General features: G+C 69.7%; 15 protein-coding genes and 1 pseudogene. 9 read left to right on the forward strand and 7 right to left on the reverse strand.

Annotation, left to right across the window (positions count from 1 at the left end; translation table 11 throughout):
* The first annotated feature begins 55 nt into the window (after positions 1-55).
* Genes INQ48_12265 through INQ48_12275 form a run of 3 tightly spaced genes read left to right on the forward strand, consistent with a single transcriptional unit; the run spans position 56 to position 3,559 of the window.
* The gene (locus INQ48_12265) at positions 56-829 is read left to right on the forward strand and encodes an aldolase (GenBank protein ID QRF59940.1); all 774 of its coding nucleotides are present in this window, start codon (positions 56-58) and stop codon (positions 827-829) included.
* Between the two features lies 1 nt (position 830).
* Complete coding sequence (locus INQ48_12270; GenBank protein QRF59941.1) at positions 831-2,258, forward strand: amidase; 1,428 nt, start codon at positions 831-833, stop codon at positions 2,256-2,258.
* Complete coding sequence (locus INQ48_12275) at positions 2,255-3,559, forward strand: MHS family MFS transporter (GenBank protein ID QRF59942.1); 1,305 nt, start codon at positions 2,255-2,257, stop codon at positions 3,557-3,559. The genes INQ48_12270 and INQ48_12275 overlap by 4 nt, the downstream gene beginning before the upstream one ends.
* 129 nt (positions 3,560-3,688) lie before the next feature.
* Here INQ48_12275 and INQ48_12280 read toward each other — a convergent pair.
* The 4 genes and pseudogenes from INQ48_12280 to INQ48_12295 form a co-directional block, all read right to left on the reverse strand.
* Positions 3,689-5,347: pseudogene (locus INQ48_12280) on the reverse strand (hypothetical protein).
* A 229-nt stretch (positions 5,348-5,576) separates the two neighbouring features.
* Entirely contained in the window at positions 5,577-5,957 is a 381-nt protein-coding gene (locus INQ48_12285) for a hypothetical protein (GenBank protein QRF59943.1), read from the reverse strand.
* Between the two features lie 48 nt (positions 5,958-6,005).
* On the reverse strand, positions 6,006-6,470 hold the full coding sequence (soxR, locus tag INQ48_12290; protein ID QRF59944.1) for a redox-sensitive transcriptional activator SoxR: 465 nt from the start codon (positions 6,468-6,470) through the stop codon (positions 6,006-6,008).
* A 66-nt stretch (positions 6,471-6,536) separates the two neighbouring features.
* Positions 6,537-6,950, reverse strand: coding sequence for a DoxX family protein (locus tag INQ48_12295; protein ID QRF59945.1), 414 nt, complete (start codon positions 6,948-6,950; stop codon positions 6,537-6,539).
* 212 nt (positions 6,951-7,162) lie between these two features.
* On the opposite strand from INQ48_12295, the gene dusA reads away from it, so the two are divergent.
* Positions 7,163-8,212 carry a tRNA dihydrouridine(20/20a) synthase DusA gene (gene dusA, locus INQ48_12300; protein QRF59946.1) on the forward strand — a complete coding sequence of 350 codons (1,050 nt, stop codon included), beginning with the start codon at positions 7,163-7,165 and terminating at the stop codon, positions 8,210-8,212.
* A 19-nt stretch (positions 8,213-8,231) separates the two neighbouring features.
* Here dusA and INQ48_12305 read toward each other — a convergent pair whose 3' ends face one another.
* The gene (locus tag INQ48_12305) at positions 8,232-9,110 is read right to left on the reverse strand and encodes a TauD/TfdA family dioxygenase (protein QRF59947.1); all 879 of its coding nucleotides are present in this window, start codon (positions 9,108-9,110) and stop codon (positions 8,232-8,234) included.
* A 29-nt stretch (positions 9,111-9,139) separates the two neighbouring features.
* The gene (locus INQ48_12310; GenBank protein ID QRF59948.1) at positions 9,140-10,162 is read right to left on the reverse strand and encodes a tripartite tricarboxylate transporter substrate binding protein; all 1,023 of its coding nucleotides are present in this window, start codon (positions 10,160-10,162) and stop codon (positions 9,140-9,142) included.
* A 114-nt stretch (positions 10,163-10,276) separates the two neighbouring features.
* Here INQ48_12310 and INQ48_12315 point away from each other — a divergent pair, with 114 nt between their 5' ends.
* Positions 10,277-11,062 carry an IclR family transcriptional regulator gene (locus INQ48_12315; protein QRF59949.1) on the forward strand — a complete coding sequence of 262 codons (786 nt, stop codon included), beginning with the start codon at positions 10,277-10,279 and terminating at the stop codon, positions 11,060-11,062.
* Positions 11,063-11,102: 40 nt separating this feature from the next.
* Here INQ48_12315 and INQ48_12320 read toward each other — a convergent pair whose 3' ends face one another.
* Positions 11,103-11,744, reverse strand: coding sequence for a GntR family transcriptional regulator (locus INQ48_12320; GenBank protein QRF59950.1), 642 nt, complete (start codon positions 11,742-11,744; stop codon positions 11,103-11,105).
* A 159-nt stretch (positions 11,745-11,903) separates the two neighbouring features.
* Here INQ48_12320 and scpA point away from each other — a divergent pair, with 159 nt between their 5' ends.
* From scpA to INQ48_12340, 4 genes are read left to right on the forward strand one after another with little or no spacing between them, the layout of a single operon-like run.
* Complete coding sequence (gene scpA / locus INQ48_12325; GenBank protein QRF59951.1) at positions 11,904-14,066, forward strand: methylmalonyl-CoA mutase; 2,163 nt, start codon at positions 11,904-11,906, stop codon at positions 14,064-14,066.
* A gap of 11 nt (positions 14,067-14,077) precedes the next feature.
* Positions 14,078-14,551, forward strand: coding sequence for a GNAT family N-acetyltransferase (locus tag INQ48_12330; protein ID QRF59952.1), 474 nt, complete (start codon positions 14,078-14,080; stop codon positions 14,549-14,551).
* Positions 14,545-15,579, forward strand: coding sequence for a methylmalonyl Co-A mutase-associated GTPase MeaB (gene meaB / locus INQ48_12335; protein QRF59953.1), 1,035 nt, complete (start codon positions 14,545-14,547; stop codon positions 15,577-15,579). The genes INQ48_12330 and meaB overlap by 7 nt, the downstream gene beginning before the upstream one ends.
* On the forward strand, positions 15,567-16,550 hold the full coding sequence (locus tag INQ48_12340) for a hypothetical protein (GenBank protein ID QRF59954.1): 984 nt from the start codon (positions 15,567-15,569) through the stop codon (positions 16,548-16,550). The genes meaB and INQ48_12340 overlap by 13 nt, the downstream gene beginning before the upstream one ends.
* Positions 16,551-16,555: the final 5 nt, after the last annotated feature.

A 16,555-nucleotide genomic window follows, 5' to 3' on the forward strand; every position in this document is an offset into this window, starting at 1 on the left:
CAGGCGCAAGGCCCGGCGCGGCATCGCTTCCTACATTGGCGGCCATCGACCACCGATGAAGGAACTCCGCGTGAACCCCACCGTCACAGACGCCCCCTCCGCCGACGCGCCCCTGAAGCTCGACGGCCTCACCGTCGGCCACTGGAGCGATGCCGAGAAGCTCGCGCTGAGCTGCCGCATCCTCGCGAAGGAGGGCCATTCCGAAACCCTGGCCGGCCAGATCACGGTGCGCCAGGCCGACGGCAGCTTCCTCACCACGCCGCTGGCGCATGCGTTCGGCGAGATCCGCGCGGGCTCGGTGATGCGCATCGACGATTCGCTGCGCGTGCTCGAGGGCCGCGGCGTGCCGAACCCGGCCGTGCGTTTCCACCTCTGGGTGTACCGGCGCCGGCCCGACGTCAACTGCGTGATCCACACCCATCCGCCCTATGTGTCGGCGCTGTCGATGACCGGCGAGCCGCTGCAGGTCGCGCACATGGATGCCACGCCCTTCTTCGACGACTGCGCCTTCCTCGCCGAATGGCCGGGCCTGCCGATCGCCGACGTGGAGGGCGAGATCATCTCGGCCGCCCTCGGCGGCAAGCGCTGCGTGCTGCTGGCCAACCATGGCTTCCTGGCCGCCACCTCGAGCGTGGAGGAGTCGCTCTACCTCTCGGTGCTAATCGAGCGCGCCGCGCGCAACCAGCTGATAGCGCAGAGCGCCTACGGCCGGCTCAAGCTGGTCGATCCGGCGCTGGCACGCGAATCGCACGACTTCCTGATGCAGCCGAGCATCGTGAAAGCCAGCTTCGCGATGTTCGCGCGGCAGCTCGACGCCAAGGAGATCTGAGATGAGCGAGGACCTGCATTTCCTGGAACTGACCGAGGTGGCGCAGCGGCTGCGCGAGCGCGCGCTGTCGCCGGTGGAACTGACCGAGCGCATGCTGGCGCGCATCGAGGCCGTCGACCCCGCGCTGCACGCCTATGCGCGCACCATGCCCGAGAGCGCGCGCGCCGAGGCGCGCCGTGCCGAGGAGGAGATCGCGCGTGGCGGCTGGCGCGGCCTGCTGCACGGCGTGCCGGTGGCGGTCAAGGACAACTGCCATGCGGCCGGCGTGGTCTGCGCCAACGGCACCGAGGTCTACGCCGACTTCAGGCCCGAGCGCGACTCGACCGTGGTGCGCAAGCTGCGCGAGGCCGGCGCGGTGATCCTCGGCAAGCTGCAGCACACCGAGGGCGCGTTCGCCGAGCACCACCGCAGCATCGTCGCGCCGGTCAATCCGTGGAACGCGGACCAGTGGCCCGGCGCCTCCTCGAGCGGCTCGGGCGTGGGCACGGCCGCGGGCCTGTGCTTCGGCTCGCTGGGCACCGACACGGGCGGATCGATCCGCTTTCCCTGCGCGGCCAACAACCTCACGGGGCTGAAGCCGAGCTGGGGCCGCGTGTCGCGCTTCGGCGTGTTCGAGAACTCGGCCTCGCTCGACCATGTGGGGCCGATGACGCGCAGCGCGGCCGACGCGGCGGCGATGCTCGCCGCGCTGGCCGGTGCCGACGAGGACGATCCCACCGCGCTGCCCGATGCCGTGCCCGACTACCTGGCGCTGTCGGCCCAGGGCGTGGCGGGGCTGCGGATCGGCATCGATGCCGAGCACATCGCACGCGACGTCGATGCACCCACGCGCGCCGCGATGCAGGCGGCGCTGGCCACGCTCACCGGACTGGGCGCCACGCTGCGCGAGGTGCGGCTGCCCGATCCGTCGGAGGTGATCGCGGGCTGGCTGCGCTTCTCGGCGGTGGAGATGGCGGCCGCGCACGAGGCCACGTACCCGGCGCAGAAGGAGCGCTACGGCCCGGTGCTCTCGGGCTTCATCGAGGTGGGCCGCGCGCAGTCGGGCATCGCGCTGCAGAAGCTGCTGATGCAGCGGCTGAACTTCCGCGGCGCGCTGACCAAGCTGTTCGGCGACATCGACCTGCTCGCGATCCCCGTGACCTGCGACGCCGGTTTCAGCAATGCACGCATGGCCACGCTGGGCACCGACGAGGGCGACCTGCTCAAGCTGCTGCGCTTCACCGCGCCCTACGACATGAGCGGCCATCCGACGCTGACCTTGCCCTGCGGCTTCACGCCCGAGGGCCATCCGATCGGCTTCCAGCTCGTGGCGGCGCACCTGCATGAGGCAACGATGCTGCGCGCCGGCCGCGCCTACCAGGGCGCGACCGACTGGCATCGGCGTCATCCGGCTTCGATTCCGAACCACAACGAGGAGCACCCCGCATGAACACCATCGCCACACCTGTGGGCGCCGCCGCGCCCGCCAAGCCGCAGAGCGTCTGGAAGGTCGGCGCCGCCACCATGGCCGGCACCGCGATCGAGGGCTTCGACTTCCTGGCCTACGGCACGGCGGCCGCGCTGGTCTTCAACAAGCTGTTCTTCCCGAATTTCGATCCGGTGACCGGCACGCTCGCGGCCTTCGGCACCTTCGCCAGCGGCATGCTCGCGCGGCCGATCGGCGGCATCGTGTTCGGCCACTACGGCGACCGGCTCGGCCGCAAGGCCATGCTCACGCTGAGCCTCTTGATGATGGGGATCTGCACGGTGCTGATCGGCGTGCTGCCGACCTACGAGTCGATCGGGCTCTGGGCCGCGGTGCTGCTGGTGCTGCTGCGCATCGGCCAGGGCCTGTCCTTCGGCGGCGAGCTCGGCGGCGCGATGCTGATGGCGGTCGAGCATGCGCCGCCGCGCTGGCGCTCGCTGGTGGGCAGCATGCCGCAGATGGGCGCGCCGATCGGCGTGCTGCTGTCGTCGGGCGCTTTCGCGCTGGTCACGCAGCTGCCCGAGGACGCCTTCCTGCACTGGGGCTGGCGGCTGCCGTTCCTGGCCAGCGCGCTGCTGATCGCGGTGGGCATCTTCATCCGCACGCGCATCGACGAGTCGCCCGAGTTCGAGGCCGTGAAGGCGCACCGCAAGACCGCCGCGCTGCCCGCGCGCGAAGTGGTGCTGGCGCACTGGCGGCCGCTGCTCTTGACCATCGGCGGCAAGCTGGCCGAGGTCACGCTGATCTACACCATCCTGGTGTTCTCGATCTCCTATGCGGTCACGCGGCTGGGCTTCTCGCGCGGCGATGCGCTGCATGCGCTGGTGCTGGGTTCGTCGCTGATGGTGCTGACCATTCCGCTGTTCGGCTGGCTGGCCGACCGCGTCGGCGCGCGGCGGCTCTATGTGTTCGGCGGCGTGCTGCTGGCCCTGATGGCGCTGCCGCTGTTCCAGGCCATCGGCAGCGGCTCGCTCACGGCCTACACGGCGGCGATGGTGGTGGCGCTCGCGCTCAACTACCCGTTGATGTTCGCGCCGCAATCGAACCTGTATGCGGCGCAGTTCCCGGCCGAGCTGCGCTACTCGGGCATCTCCATCGGCATCCAGATGGCGGCCGCGCTCGGCGGCGGGCTGGCGCCGATCATCGCGGCGACGCTGGTGGCGAAGTACGGCAGCATCGTGCCGGTGGGGGCGTATGTGGCGGTGCTGGGGGCTGTGGCGGCGCTGTCGGCGTGGAAGATGCGGCCGGCGGCGAACGAGGGTTGATTCCTATCTGGACTCCTTCCCCCTTTGGGGGAAGGTCGGGATGGGGGCACCGAGCGGTCGATGTGCGCGGGGCGATGGATGCGCCCGGTGCCCCCACCCCGGCCCTCCCCCAGCGGGGGAGGGAGCAAATCAGGAATGGCCGTCCACGCGCATCTGGAACAGGAAGTACGGCGGGATGCACGCGCCGCGCCCCTCGGGCTGGCCTTCGGCCTGCGCGCAGATGTAGTCGTCGCGGCAGGGCGCGGTGGCCGAGCAGCTGCGCAGGTTGCCGGGGCGCGTGTGCTTCGCAAGGCATTCGCCGAACGGGCGCTTCGCCGCCAGGCACTGGTTGAAATCGCTGAGGATCGCGATGCCGCCGCAGGTGCCGTTCGGGTCCTTGGGATCGCAGGGGCCCGAGCACATGCCGCCCGGGAAGCCGACCGAGGTCTTCTCGCAGACCGAGGCGGCGCCTTCGCAGGCGGTGCGCGGCAGCTTCTCGGCGCGGTCGAGCCAGGGGTTGGCCGAGGCCGTGATGCGCGTGGGTTCGCAGCGCGTGCCGACGATTGCCGGTTCCGGTCGTGTGTTTGCATCGAGCGGCTCGGCGAGCGGCCGGAACGGGTCGGGCTTCGGCGTGGTCAACGCTTCCTGCAGGTAGCGTGCACGCCGCGCGAGTTCGTCCTGCAGATGCGGCGAGTGCGGCACCGCGAGCGCATTGCCGGGCGTGAAGCTGCGCGAGGCGCCGCGGCGATCGACGCCCAGCAGATGGAAGCCCGCGACCGCGCGGCTCTGGTGGCAGCCCATGCAACTGAGGTCGTCGAGCCGGCGCAGCAGGGCGCGTGGCGACTGCAGCGTGCGGCTGCCGGGCACGGCCTGCCATTCGCTTTCGGCGAAGAGCTGTTCGAACGGGCGGTTGGCGAGGCGCTCGAGGCCGCGCGGCGCGACCGAGATGGCCTCGGTGGCGAGGAAGCGCTCGGGAATCCTGAGCGTGGCTTCGTCGAGTGCGCGCAGGTTCTCGGGCTGGCGAAGCCATTGCTCGAGTTCCTGGCGCAGCGGTGCGCTGGCCTTGAGCTTCGCGACGTCGGGCGTGTTCTCGAGCGGGCCCACGTCGTAGCGCTTCGCGCCGGCATTCCAGCGGAAGGCGCGCAGCATGTATTCGGCATGGCCGCCGAGATCGGGCCGCACGGCCGAGGGCCAGCGCACGCTCTGCAGGTTCACCGTGAGTTGCGAGATGCGTGCGGGCGCGAGCCGCTGCGGCGCGAGCGGACCGTCGGCCGACACCAGCCAGCGGCCCAGCGCCTCGTCGGCCATCGCAGCCTGCGGCGGCTGCCAGCGCTTCGCGGCCGAGGCGCAGCCGCCGTCGGCATCGGGCGCGTCGCCGCGCAGCTCGACGTTGACGGTCATCGGCAGCCGCGACTGCATCGCGCTCGTGCGGTAGGCGAGGCGGTACACCAGACGGGTCTCGCCGCAGGCGCCGTCCTGGAACGGGCGGCGGTCCATGCGGTTGGCCACGCCCACCAGTTCGAAGAAGGCATCGGGGCTCGCGAGCCAGCGTGCGTCGAACAGGCGGTGCGGGTACTTGGCGATGCCGACGCCGGCCTGCTTGTCGCGGCGCTGGATGGCCGCGAGGCTGGCGCCGAGGGGACCGGCGATGGAGCGCCACGCATTCGAGCGCATCAGCGCCTGGGTGCTAGCGATGCCGTCGGCGGCCGGCGTTTCGGCCAGCCAGTGCGCGAAGCCCGCGCCGGACTTCTCGGCCGCCTGCAGCGCGGCGGGCTCGGTGACGAGCAGCAGCGGCTCGGCCGCGTGGGCGGTGGCGAAGAGGGAGGCCAGCGCGAGGCCGGCGAGCAGGCGGTGTGGGAGCAGCAGCACGCGGACCATTGTGCCGCGAGGGTCCACCGGATCCCGCCGCGAAAGAACCTCACGAGCCGAGCTTGGCCTGTGCCGAGCTTGTCCAAGGATCGACGCCTCGCGCTGCGCTTCGACAAGCTCAGCGTGAACGGTTTTTTCGGGTTGGAAGCGATACGTGGGCGAGGGCTGATCAGCCGGCGATCAGCGCGGCATCGACCACCCGCACGCGGTGGTCGATGTAGTAGCCGCCGAACTCGGTGTAGCGCAGCACCAGCCGCGCGCAGGCGCTGCAGCGGTAGACGTCGCAGCGGTTGTACGGGAAGTGCGCGACCGAGATCGGCGCCTCGGGCGAGTCGTAGCGCGTGCCGGCCGGGTGGAATTCCTCGAACGTGGGTTCGTAGGTATCGGGGTCGCGTAGCGTGCCGACCTGCTCCATCAGCGCCGCGGGCCAGCGCTCCTCGGTGATGCTTTCCCAGGCCTTGGCGTCCTGCAGGCGGCAGGCGCAGGTGGGGCGTGTGGGCGTGGCGGCTTCGGCGAGCCGGCGGAGGGCGAGGGTATCTAGCAAGGTCATGCGCGCACGGAGTCTAGTGCGCGCGCCATGTCCGAGCGTGGCGCGGGCTCAAGGCGGATCGTCGAGCAGCACAGCCCCCGGCCCCTCGGCGCCCAGCCTGTCGCCGGGATTGCGCAGCGGGCAGTCGGTCATCGACAGGCAGCCGCAGCCGATGCATTCGCCGAGGTCGTCGCGCAGCCGGGTCAGCACGCGGATGCGCGCGTCGAGCTCGTCGCGCCAGTGCGCGGACAGGGCCTTCCACTGCGCGGCGTTGAGGATGCGCCCCTCGGGCAGCCGCGACAGCGAGTCGCGGATGGTCTCGAGCGGAATGCCCGTGCGCTGCGCCACGCGGATCACCGCGATGTGGCGCAGCACCTCGCGCGGATAGCGGCGCTGGTTGCCCTCGCTGCGCCAGCCCTTGATCAGTCCCTTCGATTCGTAGAAGTGCACCGTCGAGACGGCGACGCCGCTGCGCCGGGCGACCTCGCCGACGGTCAGGACCTTGGCGGGCTCGGCGGGATGGTTCTCTGGCATGGCGGAAAGGCTCGGAGTCGGATCGGCGTCTTATAGGCGATATGGGTGATAGAGGCGATGTGGTGCTCAGCCGCCGAGCTGCCGCCGCAGGTGGCTCGCGATCGCCGCCGCGAGCAGCCCGCCGATGATGGAGACATGCTCGAGCGCGAAGTACAGCGACAGCGTGGCGCGCGGCTCGGGCAGCGACCAGAAGCGATGCACGATCGCGATCGTGAGCAGCAGGAACACCGAGAGCGCGCCGGCGCCCAGCCACACGGCGCGGTCGACCAGCAGCAGCAGCGAGCCGGCCAGCAGCACGAAGATGGTGGCGACGTTGAAGGCCCAGGCCGGCTCGAGGCCCGCCGCGCGCATCTCGCCCACCCCGCCCGCGAAGTTCAGCGCCTTGGCAAGGCCCGACGCGGCAAAGACCACGGCGAGAAGTATCCGGGCGGCCAGCCACAGCAGTTGACTTTCCAACACGGCATCGATCCACGACCTCATCAACATAGCTCCTGATTTCGGCGGGACATTCGTTGCCGCCATGGGTTCATCGGTGAAGCCCACGCGGGTATTCGGGTGAGCGCGGCGGACTGTAAAACCTCAACCAAGCTTGAGGTCAAGCGCTGTCGGCACGGAGCGGAATGGCCAGGTGCGCTACGCTCGCGCCCTGCGCGTTCGCGAGCGAGAGAAGCGGCGGCGCCCAAAGACATCGAATGACACCGAACGAGAACCCAGAAAACGCCGGGCCCGGGCCCGATCCAGTGCGAGGCCCTGAAGCGGCCCAGGCACTCGACGCCATGCGCGTGTCTGTCGCGCCCATGATGGACTGGACGGACCGCCATTGCAGGTATCTGCACCGCCTGCTGAGCCGCCACGCGCTGCTCTACACGGAGATGGTGACGACCGGCGCGCTGGTGCATGGCGACGTGCCGCGGCACCTGCGCTTCAACGCCGAGGAGCATCCGCTGGCGCTGCAGCTCGGCGGCAGCGAGCCGGCCGATCTCGCGCATTGCGCGAAGCTCGGCGAGCAATGGGGCTACGACGAGATCAATCTCAACTGCGGCTGTCCGAGCGAGCGCGTGCAGCGCGGCGCCTTCGGTGCCTGCCTGATGAACGAGCCGCGGCTGGTGGCCGACTGCGTGAAGGCGATGGGCGACGCGAGCAGCGTGCCGGTGACGGTGAAGCACCGCATCGGCATCGACAAGATCGAGAGCTACGAGTTCGTGCGCGACTTCGTGGGCCAGGTCAGCGAGGCCGGTTGCAACACCTTCATCGTGCATGCGCGCAATGCCTGGCTCAAGGGCTTGAGCCCGAAGCAGAATCGCGAGATCCCGCCGCTGCGCTACGCGCTGGTGCACCGGCTCAAGCACGACTTTCCGGCGCTGAAGTTCTCGATCAACGGCGGCATCACGCTCAATGCACAGGTGCACGAGCACCTGCGGCTGCTCGACGGGGTGATGGTGGGGCGCGAGGCGTACCACAACCCCTGGTGGCTGGCCGAATGGGACGCGGAGTTCTTCGGCGCGGCACCCTCGGAACGCACGCGCGAGGAGGTCGAGACCCTGATGTGCGACTACATGGTGCGCGAGGCGGCCGAGCACGGCACGCCGTGGTCGAACATCGCGCGCCACATGCTGGGCCTGCGCAACGGGTTGCCGGGCGCGCGCCGCTGGCGGCAGGTGTGGAGCGACCACCGCATGAAGAGCAAGTCGCCGCACGAGGTGATGGCGATCGCGCACGAGCCGGTGGCGCAGGCGGCCTGAGCCGCGCTCCTGCTTCTTTTCAGGCCGCCATCAGCGTGGCCTCGGGCACGTCCTCGATGGTGGTGCGGCGCAGCTCGCGGCGCTCGGCGATGTCGAAGCGCCGGCCGCGGTGCAGGGTGCTGCGGTTGTCCCACATCACGAGGTCGTGCACCTGCCATTCGTGGCGGTAGACGAACTCGCGCTGGGTCGCGTGCTCGAGCAGGTCCGCGAGCCGCATGCGGGCCTCGGCCACGGGCCAGCCGACGATCTCGCGCGCATGCACGCCCACGAACAGCAGCTTGCGCCCCGAGCCCGGATGCGTCTGCACCAGCGGCCAGGTGGCCGGCGGGATGGTCTTCTTCTGCTCGTCCGTGTAGGCCTCGTCGCCCAGCAGGATGCGCGTGTGCAGCGCGTAGTGCTCGGCGCTCAGGCCCTCGAGTTCGGCCTTGTCGCGCTCGGGCAGGGCGTCGTAGGCGGCGCGCAGGTCGGTGAACTCGGTGTTGCCGCCCCAGCTCGGCAGCACCAGCGCATGCAGCATCGAATAGGCGGCGCGCGGGTTCTGGAACGAGCTGTCGCTGTGCCAGAGCTGGTTGGCGAAGTTCGAGAGGTTCTTCGGCGAATCGCGGCGCGCGACGTTGCCTTGCGCGTCGACGTTCGAGATGTCGATCAGGCGCTCGTCCTCGAGCCGCTCGGGGCGCTTGAACACCTTCTTGAGGCCGAGGTCGAGCGGCCCGAAGGCCTTGGCGAAATCGAGTTGCTGCTGGCCCGTGAGCGGCTGGCCGCGCCAGACCAGCACGGCATAGCGGTTCATCGCGGCGTTGATCTGCCTGACCTCGTCGCTCGAGAGCGGCCGGGCGATGTCGATGCCGCGCGCTTCGGCGGCGAAATGCGGATGCAGGGGGGTGAGTGCTAGGGGCATGGGAAGGGTGTCCGGATGGAAAGAGGGGCTCACTCGGGCTGGATGCCCGCGTCGGCGATGACGCGCGCCCAGCGCTTCATCTCCGACTGCACGAAGGCGTCGAACTGCGCGGGCGTGGAGGCGACCACCTCCATGCCCTGTTCCTCGACGCGCTTGCGCATCTCGGGATCGAGCAGCACGCGGCGGGTGTCCGACTGGATCTTCTCGATGACGGCCGGCGGCGTGCCGTGCGGCGCGATGAAGCCGAGCAGCGCGTTGACGTGGAAGCCGGGCAGGGTCTGCGCGACCGTCGGATAGCTGAAGCCGGGCACCGGCTTGTCGCCGAGGGTGGCGATCAGCTTCATGCGGCCGGCCTTCACGAAGGGCAGCACCGAGAGGAAGGGGTCGACCACGAGGTCGATGCGACCGCCCATGAGTTCGGTGTGCGCGGGCGAGCTGCCCTTGAAGGGCGCGTGCAGCATGTCGAAGCCGGCCTCGCGCTTGAGCAGCTCGGCCCCCAGGTGGGTGGTGCTGCCGGCGCCGGGCGTGCCGTAGGTCAGCTTGCCGGGGTTCTTCTTCGCATAGGCGATCAGCTCGGCCAGCGTGTTGAAGGGCGCGTCGGGCCGGGCCACGATGGCCAGTTGCAGGTTGGCGATCTGCGTGATGCCCGCGATGTCCTTGAGCGTGTCGTAGGGCAGGGTCTTGCGCAGCGAAGGGTTCACCGCGAACGAGGAATTCACCATGCCGATGGTCAGCCCGTCGGGCGGGGCCTTGGCGACGAAGTCGGCGCCGATGGCGGTGCCGGCGCCGGGCTTGTAGTCGACGATGACCGGCTGGCCCCAGCTTTCCTGCAGCTTCATGGCGATGAGCCGGCCGACGGTGTCGGTCGGCCCGCCTGGGGCGAACGGGACGATGAGCTTCACCGGTCCCTTGGGGAATGTGGCGGCGGCTGCGGGCGCGGCGGCCTGCGCGAAACCCGGGAGGCTGGCGCCGGCCAGGAGGCCGAGGCCGGTGCAGAGCAGGTCGCGGCGGCGCGGCGACGGCGGGGAGAAGTGGGGGTCTTGTCTCGTCATCTCTTTATTTTGAAACAGTGTTCCGAAATAATGATCCTCCAAAGTTCTCGCGTCAACCCGTTTTTGCTGAAAAATGGCAACAAAGATCCATCAGGGAAGCAAAGGTTTCTAAAAATGAATGACGCGTCTGGCGGCAGGGAAGAGGTGAGCGCGCTCGCCAGGGGACTGGCCCTGCTGAAGGTGATCGGGATGGCGGCGGCGCCCATGGGCAACCGCGAACTGGCGGATGCGACGGGCATTCCCAAGGCGACGGTGTCGCGGCTCACGGCCACCCTGGTCGGGGCGGGCTACCTGCGGCAGTCGCAGGACAGCGAGCGTTTCAGCCTGGGGTCGGCGCTGCTCGACATGAGCAGCCGCTACCTGCGGCACTTCGACCTGCGCACGGTGGCGCGCCCGCATCTCGCGGCGCTGTCGGACTTCTCGGGCGCGAGCGTGCACATGGGCGTGCGCGACGAGCTCGACATGCTGATCATCGATTCGCTGCGCCCGCGCTCGGTGATGATCAGCTCGCGCATCGAGGTCGGCTCGCGCATGACGATCGCCACCTCGGCCGCCGGGCGGGCCTACCTGGCCTCGCTCGCGGCGCCCGAGCAGGAGGCGCTGCTGGCGCAGATCCGGCAGGAAAGCGGCGAGAACTGGCCGCGCATCGAGCCGGGGCTGATCGCCAGCATCGAGGAGTACGCGCGCGTGGGCTACTGCGGCTCGTTCGGCGAATGGCATCCGCACATCCATGCGCTGGGTTTCGCGCTGCGCGGTCCGCGCGGCGAGCGCTATGCGGTGAGCTGCGGCGGCCCGGCCTACCTGCTGCCCAAGGACACCATGCTCGCGCGCGTGGCGCCGCGGCTGCTCGAGACGGCGCAGCGCATCGCGGCCGAGGCGGGCACGGTCGATCTCGATTGAGTGAAGAGAAGCAGGCCGACGCGCGGCCCCGCGGCGAACGCTAGGCCGCCGCTTCCAGCCCGTTGCTGAAGTGCTCGCGCATGCGCGCCATGGCGGCCTCGCCGTCGCGCGCCTCGATCGCGGCCATCACCGCGCGGTGCTCGGCCAGCGATTCCCCGATCCGCCCGGCCTTGAGCAGCGAGTTGTGGCGGTTGAGCTTCATCACCTTGCGCAGGTCGGCCACCATCTGGTCGCGCCACTTGTTGTTGGCGATGGCCAGCAGGCGCATGTGGAAGCGCTCGTTGACCGCGAAGAAATGCTCGCGGTCTTCGGGCGCGGCCGCGGCCTCGAGCTCGGCATGCAGCGCGCGCAGCTCGGCGAGCTGGGCCTCGGTGGCGCGCTCGGCCACCACGCCGGCGGCATCGCTCTCGAGCAATGACAGCAGGTGGTAGACGTCGGCCAGGTCCTGCTCCGACACCTCGGTCACATAGGCGCCACGGCGCACCTTCATCGTCACCAAGCCCTCGGCGGCCAGCACCTTCAGGGCCTCGCGCAGCGGCGTGCGGCTGATGCCGTACTCCTCGGCGAGCTTGAGTTCGTCGATCCAGCTGCCCGGTTCGAGCTCGCGGCGGAAGATCCGCTGGCGCAGCAGCTCGGCCACCTCTTCATAGAGGGCGCGCGGGGTGAGGGTGACGGCGGACATGGGCGGGACTGTACTTCAAAAATCGCGTTTGAATTAATAATTATGGATCGGTTAGACTCGCGGCCGGCCTGCAAATCCCTGCGGACCCCCAGCGATTCCAGCGAATCCTTTTCTCCAGCAGCACACCCCCTGCACGACACACTGCGAAGCGGCGCCTCCATGAGCAGCAAACCCGAACCCTCCTTCAAGCCCGCCACTCTCGAGGCCTGGGCCAAGGCCGCCGCCAAGTCGGCCCCCGGCGGCGACGTCGCCGCGCTGAACTGGATCACGCCCGACGGCATCAGCGTCAAGCCGCTGTACACCGCGGCCGACCTGCAGGACCTGAAGTACACCGACACGCTGCCGGGCTTCGAGCCCTACCTGCGCGGCCCGCAGGCCACGATGTATGCGGTGCGCCCGTGGACCATCCGCCAGTACGCCGGCTTCTCGACCGCCGAGGAATCGAACGCCTTCTACCGCAAGGCGCTGGCCGCCGGCGGGCAGGGCGTGAGCGTGGCCTTCGACCTCGCCACCCACCGCGGCTACGACAGCGACCATCCGCGCGTGACCGGCGACGTGGGCAAGGCCGGCGTTGCGATCGACTCGGTCGAGGACATGAAGATCCTGTTCGACCAGATCCCGCTCGACAAGGTCAGCGTGTCGATGACCATGAACGGCGCGGTGCTGCCGGTGCTCGCGGGCTACGTGGTGGCGGCGGAAGAACAGGGCGTGGCTCAGGACCAGCTCAGTGGAACCATCCAGAACGACATCCTCAAGGAGTTCATGGTCCGCAACACCTACATCTTCCCGCCCGCGCCGAGCATGCGGATCATCGGCGACATCATCGAGTACACGGCGCAGAACATGCCGAAGTTCAACTCGATCTCGATCAGCGGTTATCACATGCAGGAAGCCGGCGCCAACCAGGCGCTGGAGCTGGCCTTCACGCTGGCCGACGGCAAGGAGTACGTGAAGACCGCGCTGGCCAAGGGCCTCGACGTCGACGGCTTCGCCGGGCGTCTGAGCTTCTTCTGGGCCATCGGCATGAACTTCTATCTCGAAGTGGCCAAGATGCGCGCCGCGCGCCTGCTGTGGTGCCGGATCATGAAGGAGTTCGAGCCGAAGAACCCCAAGAGCCTGATGCTGCGCACCCACTGCCAGACCTCGGGCTGGAGCCTGACCGAGCAGGACCCCTACAACAACGTGGTGCGCACCACCATCGAGGCGATGGCCGCGGTGTTCGGCGGCACGCAGAGCCTGCACACCAACGCGCTCGACGAAGCCATCGCGCTGCCGACCGAGTTCAGCGCCCGCATCGCGCGCAACACGCAGCTCATCATCCAGGAAGAGACGCACATCACGAACGTGATCGACCCCTGGGCCGGCAGCTACATGATGGAGAAGCTCACGCAGGACATGGCCGACGCGGCCTGGACCATCATCGAGGAGGTCGAGGCCATGGGCGGCATGACCAAGGCCGTGGACAGCGGCTGGGCCAAGCTCAAGATCGAGGCCGCGGCCGCCGAGAAGCAGGCGCGCATCGACTCGGGCAAGGACGTGATCGTCGGCGTCAACAAGTACAAGCTCAAGAACGAGGACGCGATCGAGAGCCTCTCGATCGACAACGTGAAGGTGCGCGACCAGCAGGTGGCGCGGCTGCAGAAGATCCGCGCCGCGCGCGACGGCGCCAAGGTGCAGGCCGCGCTCGACGCGCTCACCGAGGCGGCCGAAAACGGCAGCGGCAACCTGCTCGCGCTGAGCATCGACGCGGTGCGCCTGCGCGCCACCGTCGGCGAGATCTCCGACGCGCTCGAGAAGTCCTTCGGCCGCCACCGCGCCGACACCCAGAAGGTGACCGGCGTCTACGCCGCCGCCTACGACTCCGCCGAGGGCTGGGAGAACCTCAAGACCGAGATCGACGCCTTCGCCGAGGAGCAGGGCCGCCGTCCGCGCGTGATGATCTCCAAGCTGGGCCAGGACGGCCACGACCGCGGCGCCAAGGTGGTGGCCACGGCCTTCGCCGACCTGGGCTTCGACGTCGACATGGGGCCGCTGTTCCAGACGCCCGAGGAATGCGCGCGCCAGGCGATCGAGAACGACGTGCATGCGGTGGGCGTGAGCACGCTCGCGGCCGGCCACAAGACGCTGGTGCCCGCGATCATCGCGGAGCTGCGCAAGCAGGGCGCGGACGACATCATCGTGTTCGTCGGCGGCGTGATTCCGCGCCAGGACTACGACTTCCTCTACGAGGCCGGCGTGAAGGGCATCTACGGACCGGGCACGCCGATCCCGGCGAGCGCGAAGGACGTGCTGGAGCAGATCCGCGCGGCGGTCGCGGCCTGACGAGAGCGGACGTGGGCGATCTCCTGTCGCGGCTGTCGCTGCAGCCCGTGGAATCCAGCGATTTCGAGGACATGCTGGCGCTGCGCATCGATGCGATGCGTCCGAGCCTCGAGCGTGTCGGCCGCTTCGACCTCGCACGCTCGCGCGAGCGGCTGAGCGCCGGCTTCGTGATCCCGTTCATGCACCACATCGTGCTCGATGGCGACGGGCGCATCGGCTTCGTCACGCTCAAGCCCGAAGGCGCCGATGCGCTGCGGCTCGACCACCTGTACCTGCGCACCGGCTTCCAGGGCGTGGGCATCGGCGAATGGGTGATGCACTGGGCCAAGGCGCAGGCGCGCGCGCAGCAGCGCGACATCAAGCTCACCGCGCTGGTGCGCAGCGATGCCAACCGCTTCTACCTGCGGCACGGCTTCGTGCTCGAGGGCGAGGAGGGCGTCGACCTGCACTACCGCTGGCGCCTGGCCGTGGAGGCCGCGTGCTGAACACGGCCCAGGCGCTGCAAAGCGCGATCGCCGAGACGGACGGCATGGCGCAGCGCCGCGCCATCGCCAAGGCCATCACGCTGCTCGAATCCACCCGTGCCGACCACCGCGCGCAGGCCGACGAACTGCTCACCGCGCTGCTGCCGCGCACCGGCAACTCGTTCCGGCTCGGCATCTCGGGCGTGCCGGGCGTGGGCAAGTCGACCTTCATCGAGACCCTGGGCCTGCTGCTGATCGACAAGGGCCACCGCGTCGCGGTGCTCACCATCGACCCCTCGTCCACCGTCTCGGGCGGCTCCATCCTCGGCGACAAGACGCGCATGGAACGGCTCTCGGTGCACGAGCGCGCCTACATCCGCCCCAGCCCCTCGAGCGGCACGCTCGGCGGCGTGGCCGAGAAGACGCGCGAGGCGATGCTGGTGTGCGAGGCCGCGGGCTACGACGTGGTGATCGTCGAGACCGTGGGCGTGGGCCAGAGCGAGACCGCGGTATCGGGCATGACCGACATGTTCGTGCTGATGCAGCTGCCCAACGCCGGCGACGACCTGCAGGCGATCAAGAAGGGCGTGATGGAGATCGCCGACCTGGTCGTCATCAACAAGGCCGACATCGACAAGGACGCCGCCACGCGCGCGCAGGCGCAGATCACCTCGGCGCTGCGGCTGTTCGGCCAGCATGGCCATCCCGACCATGCGCGCCATGACGAGAGCTTCTGGCATCCGCAGGCGATCCAGCTCAGCGCATTGCTCGGGCAGGGCGTCGAGGCGTTCTGGACCCAGGTCGAGCACTTTCGCGCGCTGCAGGCTGCCAACGGCCGGCTCATGGGCCGCCGCCAGCAGCAGGCCAAGTCGTGGATGTGGGAGCGCATCGAAGCGGGCCTGCGCCATGCCTTCCGCCATCACCCGCGCGTGAAGGAGGAGCTGCCGGCGCTGCTCGGCCAGGTGGGCGCGCTCGAGCTGGCGCCGTCGACCGCGGCGCGCCGCCTGCTCGGCCTCTATGCAGGCGACGAGAGCGCATGGGCCCACTGAACGACCACGGCTTCGCGCGCGGTTTCGACACCGCGGCGGGCAGCTTTGCCTGGGGCACGACCTTCGAGCAGCTGGAGGCGCGCGGGCTGCGACCCGTGCATGCGACCGCCGCCGGCGTCAACGTCTGGCATGTGGCGGGCGCGGACGTGCTCGGGCTGCGCAGCAGCCGCATGGAACTCATGGTGCCGCGGCCCGGGCGTCCGGTGATGCAGGTGTGGCACCGGCTGGACCTGCCCGCGGGCGAGTCGCACGTCGACTTCGCGCTGCGCGCGCATGCACGACTGGTTGAACGGCTCGGCATGCCGAACCATGGCGACGCGCGGCCCGCGCGCTTCAAGGAAGAAAACTCCTGGAGCGTGGCCGTCAACGCCGAGTGGCGCCTGGGGAGCGTGCGCGTGGGCGTCTCGTGGTACGGCGCGCCGCGCGACGACGAGGCGGCCGTGAAGACCAGCGGCATCCTGTTCGTCGATTGGGATGACGAGGTTGCCGCCGCCGCGCCGTGGGCCGAGGCCTGGCAGCGCGAGCAGCTGGCGCTCGATGCCATGCTGCGCGGCGCGCATGCGGTGGCGAGGCTCGAGGCCGGCCCCGCGCGCGACTACGCGCGGAGTGCGTCGCAGCGCGTGCTGCGCATGCCCGCGCTGCACTTCACCTTGCCCGGCTTCGCGCTGCTGCAGGGCGAGGGCGCCGCCAACCATCGGTTGGTGCTGTGGTCCTCGGCCTCCGGCGATGCCTGGGGCGTCTCCGATCTCCACGACACCGTCGTCTGCCGCCGCGGCGAAAGCCTCGCGGCGCAATGGGTGCAGGTGCTGCCGGCCAAGGGCGGCGGCAGCACCGATCTCTCGTTCGGCCCGCTCGCCAACACCTCGCCCTATCGCCCGCGCGAGCGGTGCGGCGCGATCGCGCAATTCATGGACATCCTGGCCACCATGCCGGGGGCATCGTTCCAGTACAGCGAAACCTATGACTGCTGATTTTT

It is taken from the genome of Variovorax paradoxus, assembly GCA_016806145.1.
Taxonomy (GTDB): Bacteria; Pseudomonadota; Gammaproteobacteria; order Burkholderiales; family Burkholderiaceae_C; genus Variovorax.

Bases quoted from the DNA above. Each gene is read 5' to 3' on its own strand.
- INQ48_12310 (QRF59948.1), bottom strand. From the start codon at position 10,162: ATGACGAGACAAGACCCCCACTTCTCCCCGCCGTCGCCGCGCCGCCGC.
- INQ48_12340 (QRF59954.1), top strand. From the start codon at position 15,567: ATGGGCCCACTGAACGACCACGGCTTCGCGCGCGGTTTCGACACCGCG.
- INQ48_12295 (QRF59945.1), bottom strand. From the start codon at position 6,950: ATGAGGTCGTGGATCGATGCCGTGTTGGAAAGTCAACTGCTGTGGCTG.
- scpA (QRF59951.1), top strand. From the start codon at position 11,904: ATGAGCAGCAAACCCGAACCCTCCTTCAAGCCCGCCACTCTCGAGGCC.
- INQ48_12305 (QRF59947.1), bottom strand. From the start codon at position 9,110: ATGCCCCTAGCACTCACCCCCCTGCATCCGCATTTCGCCGCCGAAGCG.
- INQ48_12315 (QRF59949.1), top strand. From the start codon at position 10,277: ATGAATGACGCGTCTGGCGGCAGGGAAGAGGTGAGCGCGCTCGCCAGG.
- soxR (QRF59944.1), bottom strand. From the start codon at position 6,470: ATGCCAGAGAACCATCCCGCCGAGCCCGCCAAGGTCCTGACCGTCGGC.
- INQ48_12270 (QRF59941.1), top strand. From the start codon at position 831: ATGAGCGAGGACCTGCATTTCCTGGAACTGACCGAGGTGGCGCAGCGG.
- INQ48_12320 (QRF59950.1), bottom strand. From the start codon at position 11,744: ATGTCCGCCGTCACCCTCACCCCGCGCGCCCTCTATGAAGAGGTGGCC.
- INQ48_12285 (QRF59943.1), bottom strand. From the start codon at position 5,957: ATGACCTTGCTAGATACCCTCGCCCTCCGCCGGCTCGCCGAAGCCGCC.
- dusA (QRF59946.1), top strand. From the start codon at position 7,163: ATGACACCGAACGAGAACCCAGAAAACGCCGGGCCCGGGCCCGATCCA.
- INQ48_12265 (QRF59940.1), top strand. From the start codon at position 56: ATGAAGGAACTCCGCGTGAACCCCACCGTCACAGACGCCCCCTCCGCC.
- INQ48_12275 (QRF59942.1), top strand. From the start codon at position 2,255: ATGAACACCATCGCCACACCTGTGGGCGCCGCCGCGCCCGCCAAGCCG.